The 15,586-nt window shown below is 61.5% G+C and carries 14 protein-coding genes; 10 read left to right on the top strand and 4 right to left on the bottom strand.

Annotated features, from left to right (window positions below; genetic code table 11):
* Positions 1-48: 48 nt before the first annotated feature.
* A complete protein-coding gene (locus tag FAZ95_RS34355; RefSeq protein WP_137336838.1) occupies positions 49-681 on the bottom strand; it encodes a response regulator transcription factor in 633 nt (210 codons plus the stop codon).
* 225 nt (positions 682-906) lie between these two features.
* Between FAZ95_RS34355 and hpaC the strand changes: the two genes are divergently transcribed.
* From hpaC to FAZ95_RS34335, 4 genes are all read left to right on the top strand, one after another.
* A complete protein-coding gene (gene hpaC / locus FAZ95_RS34350; RefSeq protein WP_137336837.1) occupies positions 907-1,437 on the top strand; it encodes a 4-hydroxyphenylacetate 3-monooxygenase, reductase component in 531 nt (176 codons plus the stop codon).
* Positions 1,438-1,926: 489 nt separating this feature from the next.
* Complete coding sequence (locus FAZ95_RS34345) at positions 1,927-3,324, top strand: spinster family MFS transporter (protein ID WP_137336836.1); 1,398 nt, start codon at positions 1,927-1,929, stop codon at positions 3,322-3,324.
* Positions 3,325-3,361: 37 nt separating this feature from the next.
* Positions 3,362-4,492 (top strand): porin, encoded by a 1,131-nt coding sequence (locus FAZ95_RS34340; protein WP_254700094.1) that lies wholly within the window; start codon positions 3,362-3,364, stop codon positions 4,490-4,492.
* 299 nt (positions 4,493-4,791) lie between these two features.
* Entirely contained in the window at positions 4,792-5,868 is a 1,077-nt protein-coding gene (locus FAZ95_RS34335) for a LacI family DNA-binding transcriptional regulator (protein ID WP_254700092.1), read from the top strand.
* A 13-nt stretch (positions 5,869-5,881) separates the two neighbouring features.
* Here FAZ95_RS34335 and FAZ95_RS34330 read toward each other — a convergent pair whose 3' ends face one another.
* Entirely contained in the window at positions 5,882-7,126 is a 1,245-nt protein-coding gene (locus FAZ95_RS34330) for an NAD(P)/FAD-dependent oxidoreductase (protein ID WP_137336835.1), read from the bottom strand.
* Positions 7,127-7,185: 59 nt separating this feature from the next.
* Complete coding sequence (locus FAZ95_RS34325) at positions 7,186-7,968, bottom strand: ABC transporter substrate-binding protein (RefSeq protein ID WP_137336834.1); 783 nt, start codon at positions 7,966-7,968, stop codon at positions 7,186-7,188.
* Positions 7,969-8,249: 281 nt separating this feature from the next.
* Between FAZ95_RS34325 and FAZ95_RS34320 the strand changes: the two genes are divergently transcribed.
* The 3 genes from FAZ95_RS34320 (at position 8,250) to FAZ95_RS34310 (ending at position 11,508) form a co-directional block, all read left to right on the top strand.
* Positions 8,250-9,215 (top strand): ornithine cyclodeaminase family protein, encoded by a 966-nt coding sequence (locus tag FAZ95_RS34320; RefSeq protein ID WP_137336833.1) that lies wholly within the window; start codon positions 8,250-8,252, stop codon positions 9,213-9,215.
* Between the two features lie 50 nt (positions 9,216-9,265).
* Positions 9,266-9,910 (top strand): helix-turn-helix transcriptional regulator, encoded by a 645-nt coding sequence (locus FAZ95_RS34315; protein WP_137336832.1) that lies wholly within the window; start codon positions 9,266-9,268, stop codon positions 9,908-9,910.
* A 116-nt stretch (positions 9,911-10,026) separates the two neighbouring features.
* Complete coding sequence (locus FAZ95_RS34310; protein WP_137336831.1) at positions 10,027-11,508, top strand: purine-cytosine permease family protein; 1,482 nt, start codon at positions 10,027-10,029, stop codon at positions 11,506-11,508.
* A 33-nt stretch (positions 11,509-11,541) separates the two neighbouring features.
* On the opposite strand, the gene FAZ95_RS34305 is transcribed toward FAZ95_RS34310, so the two are convergent.
* Positions 11,542-11,991: a hypothetical protein gene (locus FAZ95_RS34305; protein WP_137336830.1), complete on the bottom strand. Its 450-nt coding sequence runs from the start codon at positions 11,989-11,991 to the stop codon at positions 11,542-11,544.
* Between the two features lie 162 nt (positions 11,992-12,153).
* On the opposite strand from FAZ95_RS34305, the gene FAZ95_RS34300 reads away from it, so the two are divergent.
* The 3 genes from FAZ95_RS34300 to FAZ95_RS34290 all read left to right on the top strand — a co-directional run bounded on the left by FAZ95_RS34300 (position 12,154) and on the right by FAZ95_RS34290 (position 15,576).
* Entirely contained in the window at positions 12,154-12,828 is a 675-nt protein-coding gene (locus FAZ95_RS34300; RefSeq protein ID WP_137336829.1) for a type 1 glutamine amidotransferase domain-containing protein, read from the top strand.
* A gap of 193 nt (positions 12,829-13,021) precedes the next feature.
* The gene (locus tag FAZ95_RS34295; protein ID WP_137336828.1) at positions 13,022-13,825 is read left to right on the top strand and encodes a GntR family transcriptional regulator; all 804 of its coding nucleotides are present in this window, start codon (positions 13,022-13,024) and stop codon (positions 13,823-13,825) included.
* Entirely contained in the window at positions 13,822-15,576 is a 1,755-nt protein-coding gene (locus tag FAZ95_RS34290) for a fumarate reductase/succinate dehydrogenase flavoprotein subunit (protein WP_137336827.1), read from the top strand. Before FAZ95_RS34295 ends, FAZ95_RS34290 begins: the two co-directional genes overlap by 4 nt.
* Positions 15,577-15,586: the final 10 nt, after the last annotated feature.

The following is a 15,586-nucleotide window of genomic DNA, read 5'->3' as shown; positions in this document are numbered from 1 at the left end:
CACAGCCGTTTTCGATTTGCGCGCGCGCCTGGGTACCTCAGTCGCAATCTATTCCCTTCCGCCCCTTTCGCCACCCAGAATCATGCCGGCGTCCCGGACCAATTCGGCGATCGACGTCACCCCGAGCTTTTCCTTGATGCTGGCCCGATGGACATCCACGGTCTTGACGCTGATCCCAAGGTCTGACGCGATCTTCTTGCTTCCCTTCCCGTCAAGCACCGGCATCAGCACTTCCCTTTCGCGCGTGGTAAGCGATTCGATACGCTGCTGAAGTTCCCTGCGCCGCATGCCGGCCGCATGGCGCTGCGTAGCCAGCTTCAAAGCGCGCTGGATGCGTTCCAGCATCTGTTGAGAGTTGTACGGCTTTTCCACGAAATCGATCGCGCCACTCTGCAACGCGCGGACGGACATCGGGATATCCCCATGTCCGCTGACAAAAATAATCGGCAGCGTCGATCCACGCCTGTTCAATTCCGCCTGCACCTCAAAGCCGCTCGTTTCCGGCATCCTGACATCCAGAACAAGGCACGCGGGATTCTTTTCATCGAATGCATCGAGGAAGGCGGACGCGGTCGCGAATCCTTTCGAAGCAATTCCGACCGACTCGAGCAGCCAGGACAGCGACGTACGCAGACCATTGTCGTCGTCGACGATATAAACGATGGCAGATGGCGAGGTCATATCGAGTCCAATCCGTATCCGTTCTTGCAGCGTTGGCTCAAGTTTGAGCGCATCGCGGCCAACTCGCAACCGCAAATAAATTGATTTCAGTTGGCTGACCTAGGGAAATCTTTAGATGCGTAGGGAACTGCTTCAATGTTTGTGGCGTTGATGCCGATTTCGCCAGCCGATACCGTGGACTACGCTACATCCTAACGTCCCATCCAGCGTCGGAACTTCACTACTATGGCCAAGCACAACCTCCCCAATGCAACGAACGATGAAGCGCGCCTACTATTTCGGAACGCCATGGCCCATCTGGGCGCGGCGGTGAACATCATCACCACATCGGGGCTTTCGGGACGCTGCGGGATCACTGCAAGCGCAGTCTGCTCCGTAACCGATGCGCCGCCGACCTTGCTGGTCTGCCTTAACCGGTCGAGCGCCTTGCACGCGGTCTTCGAGAAGAATCGGAATGTCTGCATCAACGTGCTCACCGGGCATCACGAACTGCTGGCTCGGCATTTCGCGGGGTTCACCGAAATGCCCATGGACAAGCGCTTTGAATTAAACGCATGGGACGATGGTGAGCACGGCGTCCCCGTTCTGCGGGACGCGCTCGCAAGTCTGGAAGGCGCGATCGTCGACTACAAGAATGTAGGCTCGCATTCGGTCATGTTTGTCGAGGCCACCAGAATCCGTGTTCAAAACGGAGGCGATAGCCTGATCTACTTCAACAGACATTTTCATCGCCTGCCGGCCGCGCTTGCGGCGTGAATCCAGTCTTTCCCAATCGAAGGCATCACTAGGCAAATAACAAACCGGCTGGGCTGCAGCGTCGAACGGCGCGTGCGCCCATCTCGACATCCTCATCCAATCTCTTCTTCCGGCGAGCACATACCGACCACCGGTTCTGTGTATCGACCGTCTCCGATCCGGCGCGGACTGACCGCGCAATCTTCAATCCAGCACGAATCAATCGTAGTCCATATCTGTTTATTCGCATTCCAATTTGTTGAATTGATGGATGCGTTTCTGCTTACCTTGATGCGGCCTCTTTATCAGGATTTCCTGACAACACAATGCGGCTTAGCTCCAAAATTTGCGATGCTGATATGCCTACCCCTTTTAGGCAGATTTGACGTGAATATATGACCGCTCGACACTCCGTCGTGCGGACACCTTAGTAAATTTCCGCTTTACATCGCGACTGGAAGTGCGCTCAGTAATCGCAACATTAATAACCATCGGAATTGGAGACCTAAGATGTCTTCGTCGACAAAACCCAAGTCGGTCAAGCGGTACACATATGAGTGGTATGTGGTCATCGTGTGCATGCTTGCGTACATATTTTCTTTCGTCGACCGGCAAGTGTTGGCATTGATGATCGAGCCCATCAAGCACGATCTTCATCTCAGCGATACGCAGTTCAGCTTGTTGCAGGGGTTCGCCTTCTCGCTGTTCTACGCAATCATGGGGATGCCGATCGCCTACCTCGCGGATCGCTTCGCTCGTCCGCGAATCATCGCGATCGGCATCGCGTTATGGAGCATCGCCACAGCAGGGTGCGGCACCGCTCACACGTTTGTGCAGATGTTCGCCGCTCGCTTGAGCGTCGGAGTCGGAGAGGCCGCCTTATCCCCAAGCACGTATTCGATGCTCTCCGATTACTTTCCTAAAGAAAGGCTTGGACGTGCGCTCGGCATTTACTCGCTGGGTTCGTTCATCGGAGGCGGGATGGCCTTCCTGGTCGGCGGCTATGTCATCGCTCTGCTGAAGCACGCGACCGCTTTCTCGCTACCCATCCTGGGCGAAGTGCATGCCTGGCAGATCACGTTCTTCATCGTGGGCTTGCCGGGTCTCCTGATCGCGCTTTTGTTTTTCGCGACTATTCGCGATCCGCAGCGCAAGGGTCTTGCCAGCGATATCAACGGTCAAGCCATGAAGGTGTCGTTGCCGGATACCTTGCGCTTCATCGGAAAACATCGAGCGACGTTCTTCTGCCACTTCGTCGGGTTTTCGTTTTACGCGATGACGCTCTATTGCCTCATGTCATGGTCGCCCGCGTTCTACATGCGCCACTTCGGGCTATCGCCGGTCGAGGCCGGCTACAAGCTCGGGGCCGTCTTGCTCGTCGCCAATACGGCAGGGGTTTTTTGCGGCGGATGGCTCAATGACTGGTTTCTGCGTCGCGGCTACCGGGATGCACCGATGCGCGCCGCGTGGCTCGGGGCGCTATTCCTGATCGTTCCATCGGTCGTGATGACGCAAGCGGAAGAGGTGGGCGGCTCGCTGGTGTGGCTCGTGCTCGCGATGTTTTTCGCCTCCTTCCCACTCCCCACGTCTGCCGTGGCGATGCAGAATCTCGCGCCCAACCAGATGCGCGCTCAGGTCTCAGCCATTTTCCTGCTCGTTTCCAATCTGATCGGACTCGGCTTGGGAACCACACTCGTCGCCCTCGTGACCGACAAGATTTTTGGTTCTCCGCTCGCGGTGGGAAATTCGATGGCCGTGGTCAATGCGATCGCGACGGTGCTCGCCTTTGCATTGCTCTATATCGGATGCCGCCACTATCGCGCAAGTCTCGAACGCGAAGCATCACCATCGGCAAAAACGCCGCCCGATATAAGCGTGGCAAGTGCTACACCCGCATCGTCATCCTAATTACACGTTCGTACTTTCTCTTGGTTTGGAAATTTTGATGAAAAAGACCTTTATTTCCGGTGCTGTTGCAGCGATGGGCGTTTGCAGCGTGCTCTCGGCACATGCGCAGTCGAGCGTAACGATATACGGCCTCATTAGTACGGGGGTTGGCTATGTGAGCAACGCCGGCGGCGCCAAGGAATATGCCCTCTACTCCGGAACCAACCAGAACAATCGATGGGGCTTCAAGATCAGGGAAGACCTCGGCGGCGGTCTTGCGACGGTGGCTCAACTCGAAAACGGCTTCGACATTACAACGGGCGGCCTGGGCCAGAACGGGCGCATGTTCGGCCGGCAGGCCTGGGTTGGACTGCAAAGCAACACCTTGGGAACAGTGACGTTCGGGCGGCAGTACGATGCGTTTTTCGACTATATCGCCTTGTTCTCGGCGCCCTATGCCTCAGGTGGGCTTGCAGCGCATCCGGGAGACTCCGACAACCTGATGGGAAGCTGGCGCTATAACAACAGCATCAAATACGCGACGCCGATCTGGAACGGCTTCTCAGCGGAAGCGCTTTACGCCATGAGCAATTCGACCGACTTCGCCCTCAACAGAGCATGGAGTGTGGGCGTGCGGTACACAGGAAATCGATTCAGCGTCGCGGCGGCATACGTGGACCTCCAGTACCCCGGTACGACCAACGCCAACGGTGCTGTAACGAACGACTATGCGGGCGCGCCGTTCTGGCTGTTCCGCACGAGCCCGATCAACAGTGCGGTGGGTGTTCAGCGACAGCGGAATATCGGTGCGGGCGGAAATTACCGAATTACAGACAAGGCCACGCTAAGCGCGTTTGTGGACGACATCCGGTATGACTATCTCGACCACTCCAGTCTTCACCTCAACAACTACGACGTCTCGTTTTCGTACTTGCTGACGCCGGCGTTGTCGGTTGCGGCGTCCTACGTTTATACACACGGCACGTATGGCGGGATCGACGCCAACCCTCACTGGAACACAGGGCAGATCACGATTGACTACGCATTGTCGAAGCGCACCGATGTCTACGTGTTCGACGACTACCAGCGTGTCAGCGGTCCGCTCGCCGTGGCGGACATTTTCCTCAATGCCCCGTCAACCAGTCGGAGCCAAAATCTGGTGATCGCGGGCATTCGCCATAAGTTTTGACTTCGTTGCAGCGGATTGACTGAGCTCTCCCAATGTTTGGGAGAGCTTGTGCCGTTGAAACCATCCGCGCCAGCGGAATGGCACGCTTAGGGCGCGCCGTCACGCATCGCCCGCACACCACGCTTCGGCAGGCGGCCGGCTCAACGAAAAGTTGACGTTTTTTCGTCAAGCTCTTAGCGTCACGAATAAACGCGGCGAGGTCGGTGTGCCGCATCACGAAGCGCTGGAATAAAGGCGAAAGCTTTGAGCGGGATGGGACTAGGCTCTAAAGCGCCAACTCTGGTCGACGGGAGACAAGTGTGACGAAAGCCAGCGAGAGCAGTTTGCGCGCGCCCGCGCGGCGCAAGCGCAGTGCGCGTTTCGAGGAGATCGCAGCGGAGGCGGGCGTGAGCATCGCGACGGTCGACCGCGTGCTCAACGAGCGCGGCAGTGTATCGGCGGCGACGCGTGCAAGGGTCGTCGCCGCGGCGAAACGGCTCGCGGTGCCGCGCATCCTGCCGGACACCCGGCATGGGTTGCTGCACATCGACGTGCTGCTGCCGAACAACAGCTCGCCGTTCTTTCAGCGCCTGACGCTCGCGCTGCAGCGTTCGATGCAGATGCTCGACAGGCGCATCGTCGTGCATCGATCGCAGCTTCCCGAGGGCGACGACGACGTGATCGCCGCCGCGATTCTCGCGCCTCGCCACAAGCGCGCGGGGCTGATCGTGACGACGCACGATACGGTGCCCGTGCGCGATGCGCTCGCCGCCGTGATCGAGCGCGGCGAGCAGGTGGTGACGATGGTGACGGACGTCGCGACACCCGGACGCCTCCACTACGCGGGCATCGACAATATCGCGGCGGGCCGCACAGCGGGCTATTTCGTGGGACGTCTCGCGAAACGTCCCGGACGCGTGCTGCTGCTGGCGAGCCGCATGGACTATCGCGCGCACATCGACCGCATCGGCGGCTGCCGTGCGGCGCTCGAGGCGTTCCCCGAGCTGGAGTGCACCCCGCTCGCCATCGAGATGTACGACGATGCGGACCGCTGCTATCGCGCGGTGGCGGCCGCGCTCAAGCAGGGCGGGCTCACGGGCATCTACAACAGCGGCTATGGGTCGCCGGGCGTGGAGGCGGCGCTACGCCAATTCGGCGCGCGCGGCGACGTGGTGTGGGTCGGCCATGAAATGCTCGACACGCACCGCGCGTATATCGAGGAGGGGCTGATGGATGTCGCGATCGATCAGGACCCGGACGGGCAGGTGATATCGGCGCTGCAACATCTGTTGCGCGCGTGCGGGGTGGTCGAGGATGCGCCGCCCGAGGGGCCCGTGGAGTTTCGGATCTTCTGTCCGGCGAATGTGAGGCGCAGCGCCTATTTGCCGGCAGCTTAGCGCCCAGTCTTCGCTACGCAAACCTCGCAGGCCGATACGGGCGCGCGTCGGTAAACGGCGTTTCGCCAGTCATCATCTCCGCGAGCAAGCGCCCCGTCACCGGCCCAAGCGTCAAGCCATGATGATTGTGGCCGAACGCGAACCATAGACCCCGATGCCGCGGCGCCGGACCAATGACCGGCCGCATGTCAGGCGTACACGGCCGCCTGCCGAGCCATGGCTCGGGATCGATACGCTCGCCAAGCCCGAACAGCGGTTTGGCGAGCCGCTCGGCGCGTTCGAGCTGAATGCCGGTCGGCGGCGCGTCGCGCTTGGCGATTTCGACGCCGGTGGTGAGGCGCAGCCGGCCCCCTTGCATCGGTGCGACCACGTAGCCCTGTTCGATATCGACGACCGGCAGCGACAGCATCGCCCGGGCCGGCCGGTAATGCATGTGATACCCGCGCTTCGCGCGCAGCGGAATGCGGTAGCCGAGCGGAGCGAACACGGTGTCCGACCATGGGCCGAGCGCGACGACGACCTCTTTCGCGCTGACGCGGCCTTCGTTCGTGTCGACGGTCCAAGCATGGTCGCCCTCGCACAGCGACGTCGCATCGCCTCTGAGCAAGGTGCCGCCCTCGGCGACGAAGAGGCGAGCATAGCCTTGCGTCAACGCGCCGGGATTCCGCACGCTCTTCGGGTCCTCCCAATGCAGCCCGCCAGAGAAGCCCTCGCCGATCGCGGGCTCTTTCGCGCGCAGCGCGGCCGCATCGAGCGGCACCATTCTCAGGCCGTGCTCGCGCGCGACGGCCTCCAATGCCCGCGCTTCGCTTTCGAACGCCTCGCGCGAGCGAAACGCTTCGATCCAGCCGCTGTCGCGCACGAGTTCGCCGACACCCGCACGCGCGATCAGCGCATCGTGCTCGAGCACGCTTTGGCGAATCAACGGCAGCATGTCGCGCGCGGCGGCGGCAAGCCGCTCAGGCGACGACTCCCACCAGAAGCGCGCGAGCCACGTCGCAAACGAGGGCAGCGCTTTGTAGTCCCAGTAGAGATCGGTCGAGTGATTGCGTGCATAGCGCAGCAGCGTGCCGAGCTTGCGCGGGAACGCATACGGCACGACCGACGAGCGCTCGATCAGACCGGCATTGCCGAAGCTGGTTTCCTCGCCGGGACCGCGCCGGTCGACGAGCGCGACGCGCCGTCCGCGGTCCTGCAGATGCAGCGCGGACGATACGCCGACAATGCCCGCGCCCAACACGATGACGTCGAAATCCATAGGCTCCTTCAACCCGTTCTGACCGGCCGCTGCTTCGGCGATTGCGTTGCGATCGCGGCTTACTTCGCGATGATGTCACGCTGGAAGTACTTCTGCGAGAGCGCCGAGAGCGTCCCGTCTTTCTTCAGCGCATCGAGCGCGCCGTCGACCTTCGCTTGGAGCGCCTTGTCGCCCTTGCGCATGCCGAAGCCCGTGCCTTCGCCGAGCGTGGCCGGGTCTTTCAGCGCATCGCCCGCGATCGCGTAATCGCGGCCCTCGGGCTTCTTCAGGAAGCCATCCTCGGCGGTCTGCGCTTCCTGCACGGCGGCGTCGAGGCGTCCCGCGACGAGATCGGCGTACACCTGGTCCTGATCCTGATACGAGACGACCGTCACGCCTGCGTTCGCCCAATGGGCCTTGAGGAAATCTTCTTGCGACGAACCTTGCAGCACGCCGACGCGCTTGCCTTGCAAGCTCTTCGTATCCGGCATGAGCGGCGAGCCGCGCTTGGCGATCATCACGATCGGCACGACATAGATGGCCGGTGTGAACGTGATGCTCTCTTTGCGCTTGGCGGTGATGTTCATCGCCGAGTTGATGACGTCGAACTTGCGGGCCTGCAGCGCGGGGATCAATCCGTCGAATGCATTTTCGACCCACACGCACTTCATTTTCAGCTTATTGCAGACCGCGTTGCCGATGTCGATATCGAAGCCTTGCAATTGGCCCGACGGCGACTTGCTTTCAAACGGAGGGTACGAAGCTTCGATACCGAAGCGCAGCGTATCGGACGACTGGGCGTGAGCGGTACCGGCGATGCCGGCAAACGCGGCGGCGATGCAGAAAGCGAGCTTCAGGTTCATGGCGGGTCCTGTCTTGGGTAGGGATATGGCGTGGTCAGAATATAGACGAAAGGTCTACGATGGACTATAGGGGATACGATAATTCCGGGCAACGTTTGATCAAAAAAGACGGTGTCGGCGCCGAGCAAAACGGAAAAGCGAGCCAGAACGCCTCGTTTTTTGCAGCACTCATAGACCAAGAAACGGGTGCAGGAAGATCGCAATCCACGATTTTTCCGTGTAATCTATAAAAGTCTAATTTGGACTTAATGTCCACTTTCAACGCTTCTGGAGAGAACCGCATGAACGCAACCGCGACCGTCAAAGCCGCTCCGCTGCTCGTCGACGAAGAAACCGTGCGCAACGCGCTTCCCGCGCTGGACATGCGCCGCGCGCTGACGCAAATGTTTCGCGCGCTCGGCAGCGGCAACGCCGTGCAACCGCCGCAAACGCTGACCTTGTTCCCTGCGAACGCGGGCGATTTCATCACCTACGCGGGCGCGATCGCAGACGCCAAAGTCTTCGGTGCGAAGCTTTCGCCGTATATCGTGACGGGCGGGCGGCCGATCGTGACGGCATGGACGGCACTGATGTCGATGGAGACAGGCGAGCCGTTGATGTGGTGCGATGCGGGCTTGCTCACGGTCGAGCGCACGGCCGGAACGACGGCGCTTGCAGTCGATACGCTCGCTCGCGCCGATGCACGCCGGCTGGCGGTAGTGGGCGCGGGCGCAGCCGGCCTCGCGCATCTGCGGCACGTTGCGCCGTTGCGGGCGTGGGAGTCGATTCGCGTGTTCTCGCCGGGGCTCGCGCAGGACGCGGAAAAACAGGCGGCGCTGTCCAACATCGACGCACGTGCGGTGCCGAGCGGGAGCCTCGAAGACTGCGTGCGCGACGCCGATGTCGTGATGCTCTGTACCTCCTCGGGTTCGCCGGTGCTGGCCGACGGCATGCTCACGCATCCGGCGCTCGTCACGTCGATCAGCACGAACGTCGCGACCGCGCACGAGATTCCGCCCGCCTGGCTGCCCGGCATGGATGTGTATTGCGACTACAAGCGCACGGCGCCGCTTAGCGCAGGCGAGATGAAGCTGGCGGCGCAGCATCACGGCTGGCGTGCGGAGCAGATCGCGGGCGACCTGCCGGATCTCGTCACGGGCAAGTGCGAAAAGCCCGCGTACGAGCGGCACGTGTTCTTCCGCTCGATCGGCCAGGGCCTCGAGGATGTCGCGATCGCCTACGAGCTCTACCGCTATTTGACGCGGTAGTATTACGGCCGGCTCTCCCGTATCCGCTCACCGAAGACACGCCATTTCCGATGCGCAAGAAAAAAGTCTCGCCCGTCAAAGACCTGCTGCTGACCCGCTATGCGCCGATCGCGGACGGCATCGCCACGCTGTTCTTCCCCTATGCGGAGGTCGTGATCCACGACCTGCACGATCAGACGGTGCTGTACCTTGCGAACAATCTGTCGAAGCGCGAAGTCGGCGACGATTCCGCGCTCGAGGAAATCGATCATTCGGCGCGCGAACGCGTGATCGGTCCGTACGAAAAGCTCAACTGGGACGGCAGGCGCATGCGTTGCGTGAGCAACGTCTTGTTCGACGATCGCGGGGTGCCTGCCGGCATGATGTGCATTAACTTCAACATCGCGGTGTTCGAGGAAGTGCGCTCGACACTCGATCTCTTCATCAAGGGCGCGGGCATCGTTGCGCCGCCCGAAGAACTGTTCCGCGACGACTGGCAGGATCGCATCAACACGTTCCTGCACACCTGGCTGCGCGAGCGGCAGATCGGCCTCAACGGTCTCACGCGCGAGCATCGGCGCGAACTGGTCGAAGCGCTTTATGCCGAGGGCGCGTTTCGCGGCAAGAGCTCGGCGAACTATGTCGCCAACGTGCTCGGAATGGGGCGCGCCACCGTCTACAAGCATCTGAAGCAGATGAAAGAAGGCGGCGAGTAGCGGGGCCGCGCGCCAATGGCTTACGCGTAAACACCTACGGTCGCACTGGGTTGTCTATACAAATCGTTGCGGGTATGTTGTCTGCTCCGCATTCGATGCGCAACGACGACAAGCCCATGGCCGACAACAACCGCACCTCGACTCGCTCGTTCAGAGAACGCCGCACGATCGACTACATCCCGGCAAGCGAACGGCACGGCACCCTGGCGAGCCAGTTCACGCTATGGCTCGGCGCAAACCTGCAGATCACCGCGATCGTCACGGGCGCGCTCGCGGTCGTGCTCGGCGGCGACGTGTTCTGGTCGCTGATCGGCTTGCTGATCGGTCAATTGCTGGGCGGCGCGGTGATGGCGCTGCACGGCGCGCAAGGCCCGCGGCTCGGCTTGCCGCAAATGATCTCGAGCCGCGTGCAGTTCGGTGTGTATGGCGCGATCGTGCCGCTCGTGCTGGTCTGCATGATGTATGTCGGTTTCTCGGCGAGCGGAGCGGTGCTTGCCGGGCAGGCGATCAGCGCGCTCTTCGGCGTTGACAATGCCGTCGGCATCTTGATCTTCACGGCGATCGTCGTCGTGCTGACCGTGCTCGGTTATCGCACGATTCACACGCTTGGCCGCGTGACGAGCGTCGTCGGCGTGCTTGCCTTCATCTATATGTTCGTGAAGCTGATGGCCGGGCACGATGTCGGCGCGCTGCTCGCGATCCGTCAATTCTCGCTCGCGAATTTCCTGCTGGCGATGTCGCTGTCGGCGTCGTGGCAGATCGCGTATGGCCCTTACGTTGCCGACTATTCGCGCTATCTGCCGCGCACCACCTCCGCGCGCAAGACGTTTTGGGCGGTGGGGCTCGGTTCGGTGATCGGCTCGCAAGCCTCGATGGTGTTCGGCGTGTTTGCCGCCGCGCTCGCGGGCAAGCAGTTCTCGGGGCACGAGGTCGCGTTCGTCGTCGGCCTCGGCGCGAGCGGCGCCGCGGCCTCGCTGCTGTACTTCGCGATCGCGCTCGGCAAACTGACGGTTACGACGCTCAACGCTTACGGCAGTGTGATGTCGATCGCCACGATCGTGACGAGCGTGGGTGGCCGCAAGCAGATATCGGGCCGCGCGAGGCTCTTCTTCATTCTCGCGATGGTCGTCTGTGTGGCGTGGCTCGCGCTGGCGGGTCGGCACGCGTTCCTCAAGGAGTTCTCCGCGTTCATCCTGTTCCTGCTCGCGTTCTTCACGCCGTGGAGCGCGATCAATCTGGTCGACTTTTACTGCGTGACCAAGGAGCGCTATGACGTGCCCGCGCTATACGACCCGAACGGGCGCTATGGGCAGTGGAATGTGCCGGGCGTCGTGATCTACGCGATCGGCGTGCTCGTGCAAATGCCGTTCATCTCGACAAGCTTCTATACCGGACCGCTCGTCGATCGGCTCGGCGGCACCGATATTTCGTGGATCATCGGGCTCGTCGTGCCGGGTCTGTTGTATTACGTCATCGCCAAGCAGCGCACGGCCCATATTCCTGATCGGCTGATACTTCCGGACGACGGCAGCGTGGCGGCGGCACCGGAGTGGGAGACGGCTTCGCTCTCCGATGTGCGCCGCGATACAGTGCGATGACGCTCGCGGATTGAATAGATCCGCGGATTGACCTTACTGGCGTCCCTTGAGGAACGCCACATAGCCATTCTGAGTCCGCAGGATCTTATCGGCGCACTTGTCATAGTCCGACCCTCTCGCGTTGTCCGGACCATACATGTCGCGGCATTGTGCGAAGAGGGTGAGCCTCGCGCCAGCACCTTTCGCAACCCGCGTTGCAGAGAAGGCGGCGTCGCCCGAACCCGAAGGCACTTCGGTATCGATAGCGACCGCATCCGCGCGCGTCACTTTGGTGTCGGAGTGCTTCTCGATATAGCGCTTAGTGAGCGTCCACGCGGCGTCGCAGGTCGCCGGTTCGCCGCACTCGACCACCGCATTGCGTTGGGCCTCGGCAAGGCTGGTTTCGTTGTGGACGAATTCCTGTTCCTGCTGCGCTTTCTTTTCGGGGGACGAGCAAGCCGCGAGTAAAAGCGCAACGAGCGCACAGGCGGTGATCTTTTTCATGAGTCAATTTTTCCTAGCCATGTTCGAGCGCGATTATAGCGGTGCGCGAAAGGCGCTTACCGATTGGTGCGCGATTGGTGTGAATAGGTCAATGAAAAAGCTGCTCCCGCGAGGACAAATCATCCTATGCTGGAAAAGTTCGCCTAGCGATGGAGCACGACAATGAAGATCCTGATGGTGATGACCTCCCACGATCAGTTGGGAAATACCGGCAAGAAAACCGGGTTCTGGCTCGAAGAGTTTGCCGCCCCGTACTACACCTTCCTCGATGCGGGTGCGCGGGTCACGATTGCTTCTCCGAAGGGCGGTCAGCCGCCGGTCGACCCCAAGAGCGATACGCCCGAGGGCGAGACGGACATGACAAAGCGATTCAAGTCGGACCCCGCTGCTCAGCAAGCCCTGGCAAATACGGTCAAGCTTGCCGACGTGAAAGCAAGTGGCTATGACGCCATCTTCTATCCAGGGGGCCACGGTCCGCTGTGGGACTTGGCCGAAGACCAACACTCGATCGCTTTGATCGAAGCCTTCTACAAAACGAAGAAGCCGGTAGGCGCGGTCTGCCATGGACCCTGCGTTTTACGCCGCGCCGTGATCGATGGCCATCCGATTGTCAAGCACCGGCGTGTCACGGGCTTCACGAATACAGAAGAAGAGGCCGTGCAGTTGACGAACGTCGTGCCGTTTCTCGTGGAGGATGAGCTCAAGCGGCTCGGGGGCATCTTCGAGCGAGGGGCCGATTGGCAAAGCTTCGCGATCACCGACGGCCTCTTGGTAACGGGTCAGAATCCGGCTTCATCGGAGGCGGGCGCGAAGCAATTGCTGGCGCTTTTACGCTGACGCACCTCGCTCGGCGAGCGGCCTCGATGTTCGGTTTAGAGGTCTTTCCGCTGCGTTCAAGAGCGTTTCGCTCGGCAGCATGAAACCGCGCGACCTATAGCGCCGCGCGCGAAATCGATAGCACGAAAACTTGGTTGGTCCGGCAAGCCGCTGTCCCTACACTGCAGATCATCTTGTTATGACAAGTTGATCGATGCCGCTCCCATCACCACCAAACGGAAACCTCGTGCCGCCGATTGCGCGGCCTCTCTACGCGCAAATCAAGGACGATTTGCGCGCCCGCATCCTCGATGGCCGCTATGCGCCTCACAGCCGGATGCCTTCCGAAAGCGAACTCTGCGCGATGTTCGACGTAAGCCGCATCACGGTGCGGCAAGCACTCGGCGATCTGCAAAAGGAAGGGCTCGTTTTCAAGCTGCATGGCAAGGGCACGTTTGTGTCGAAGCCGAAGGCGTTTCAAGACGTCACATCGCTGCAGGGCTTCGCGGAAGCGATGTCCTCGATGGGGCATGAGATCGTCAACCAGTTGCGCGGCGTGCGCTTCATCGAAGCGGACGGCAATGTCGCGAGCCGTCTCGCGCTGCCGGAAGGCGCGAAGGTCGCCGAGATTCATCGCGTGCGGTTTCTGAATCGCGAGCCTGTTTCGCTCGAAGTGACCTATGTGCCCGAAGCGCTTGGCGTGCGCCTCGCTGCCGCCGACCTGATCGCGCGCGACATCTTCTTGATCATCGAGAACGATTGCGGCGTGCCGCTCGGCCACGCGGACGTGTCGATCGACGCGATGCTCGCCGATGACGAAATCGCCGCTGCGCTCAACGTTGGCGTTGGCGCGCCCGTGTTGCGCATCGAACGCTTGACCCACAGCGCCGACGGCACGCCGATCGACTACGAGCATCTGTATTTCCGCGGCGACGCGTTTCAATACCGCCTGCGCATCGACCGCCGCAAAGCCACGCATCCCAAGCAGACCCAGCAATCGAAAGGAACGAAGCGATGAACACGCATGTGCTCGAATACGACGTGGTGGTGGTCGGCGGCGGCACGGCCGGGCCGATGGCCGCGGTCAAAGCGAAGGAACGCAACCCGAAGCTCAACGTGCTGCTGCTCGAAAAGGCGAACGTGAAGCGCAGCGGCGCGATCTCGATGGGCATGGACGGGCTCAACAACGCGGTGATTCCCGGCCACGCGACGCCTGAGCAGTACACGAAGGAAATCACGATCGCGAACGACGGTATCGTCGACCAGCGCGCGGTCTATGCGTACGCGAAGCACAGCTTCAAGACGATCGAGGCGCTCGATCGATGGGGCGTGAAGTTCGAGAAGGACGGCACCGGTGACTATGCGGTGAAGAAAGTGCACCACATGGGCTCGTATGTGCTGCCGATGCCGGAAGGTCACGACATCAAGAAGGTGCTGTACCGGCAGTTGAAGCGCTCGCGCGTGGCAATCACGAATCGCATCGTCGCGACGCGGCTCTTGACCGATGGAGACGGGCGCGTGAGCGGCGTGCTCGGCTTCGATTGCCGCACGGCCGATTTCTATGTGGTGCGCGCCAAGGCCGTGATCCTGAGTTGCGGTGCGGCGGGGCGCCTCGGCTTGCCTGCATCGGGCTACTTGATGGGCACCTACGAGAACCCGACCAACGCCGGCGACGGCTACGCGATGGCCTACCATGCGGGCGCCGCGCTCGCCAATCTCGAGTGCTTCCAGATCAATCCGCTCATCAAGGACTATAACGGTCCGGCTTGCGCGTACGTGACCGGGCCGCTCGGCGGCTTTACGGCGAACGGCAAGGGCGAGCGCTTCATCGAATGCGATTACTGGAGCGGCCAGATGATGTGGGAGTTCTACCAGGAGCTGCAAAGCGGCAATGGCCCGGTGTTCTTGAAACTCGACCATCTCGCCGAAGAGACGATCCAGACGATCGAGCAGATCCTGCACACGAACGAGCGCCCGAGCCGCGGACGCTTTCACGCGGGGCGCGGCACCGATTACCGCACGCAGATGGTCGAAATGCACATCTCCGAGATCGGTTTTTGCAGCGGCCATAGCGCGTCGGGCGTCTACGTGAACGAGCGCGCGGAGACGACCGTGCCGGGGCTTTACGCGGCAGGCGACATGGCGGCGGTCCCGCACAACTACATGCTCGGTGCGTTTACGTATGGCTGGTTCGCGGGAGAGAACGCCGCGGACTATGTGGCGGGCCGCGAGCACGCGCCGCTCGACGAAGCGCAGGTGGCCGCCGAACGCACGCGCGCGCTTGCGCCGCTCGAACGCGAGTCGGGGCTTGCGCCGTCGCAAGTGGAATACAAGCTGCGGCGCATGGTCAACGACTACCTGCAGCCGCCGAAGGTCACACGCAAGATGGAAATCGGCCTGCGGCGCTTCGCCGAAATCGCCGACGACATCGACGCGATCCAAGCAAACAGTCCGCACGAGCTGATGCGCGCGGCCGAGGTGCGCGCGATTCGCGATTGCGCGGAGATGGCGGCGCGCGCGTCGCTCTTTCGCACCGAGAGCCGCTGGGGGCTGTATCACCACCGCGTCGACTACCCGCAGCGCAACGACGCCGAATGGTTCTGCCACACGCATCTGCAAAAGGACGCGGGCGGCAACATGACGAGCGTGAAGCGTTCCGTCGAACCGTACATCGTCGCGCTCGACGAGCGCGAAAGCGATGCTTACCGAAACCTGCGCATCGACGCCGACGCCGACACTGACGCCGGCGAGCGAGCGCTTGCCGCTTGAGGAGTTCACG

Source organism: Trinickia violacea, assembly GCF_005280735.1.
GTDB lineage: Bacteria > Pseudomonadota > Gammaproteobacteria > Burkholderiales > Burkholderiaceae > Trinickia_A > Trinickia_A violacea.
Note: the sequence above shows the minus strand (reverse complement) of the source record. Positions and strands in the feature narration are given on the sequence as shown.

Coding starts and splice junctions, on each gene's coding strand:
- FAZ95_RS34340 (WP_254700094.1), top strand. CDS start 3,362: ATGAAAAAGACCTTTATTTCCGGTGCTGTTGCAGCGATGGGCGTTTGC.
- FAZ95_RS34300 (WP_137336829.1), top strand. CDS start 12,154: ATGAAGATCCTGATGGTGATGACCTCCCACGATCAGTTGGGAAATACC.
- FAZ95_RS34320 (WP_137336833.1), top strand. CDS start 8,250: ATGAACGCAACCGCGACCGTCAAAGCCGCTCCGCTGCTCGTCGACGAA.
- FAZ95_RS34345 (WP_137336836.1), top strand. CDS start 1,927: ATGTCTTCGTCGACAAAACCCAAGTCGGTCAAGCGGTACACATATGAG.
- FAZ95_RS34315 (WP_137336832.1), top strand. CDS start 9,266: ATGCGCAAGAAAAAAGTCTCGCCCGTCAAAGACCTGCTGCTGACCCGC.
- FAZ95_RS34295 (WP_137336828.1), top strand. CDS start 13,022: ATGCCGCTCCCATCACCACCAAACGGAAACCTCGTGCCGCCGATTGCG.
- hpaC (WP_137336837.1), top strand. CDS start 907: ATGGCCAAGCACAACCTCCCCAATGCAACGAACGATGAAGCGCGCCTA.
- FAZ95_RS34290 (WP_137336827.1), top strand. CDS start 13,822: ATGAACACGCATGTGCTCGAATACGACGTGGTGGTGGTCGGCGGCGGC.
- FAZ95_RS34325 (WP_137336834.1), bottom strand. CDS start 7,968: ATGAACCTGAAGCTCGCTTTCTGCATCGCCGCCGCGTTTGCCGGCATC.
- FAZ95_RS34330 (WP_137336835.1), bottom strand. CDS start 7,126: ATGGATTTCGACGTCATCGTGTTGGGCGCGGGCATTGTCGGCGTATCG.
- FAZ95_RS34310 (WP_137336831.1), top strand. CDS start 10,027: ATGGCCGACAACAACCGCACCTCGACTCGCTCGTTCAGAGAACGCCGC.
- FAZ95_RS34355 (WP_137336838.1), bottom strand. CDS start 681: ATGACCTCGCCATCTGCCATCGTTTATATCGTCGACGACGACAATGGT.
- FAZ95_RS34305 (WP_137336830.1), bottom strand. CDS start 11,991: ATGAAAAAGATCACCGCCTGTGCGCTCGTTGCGCTTTTACTCGCGGCT.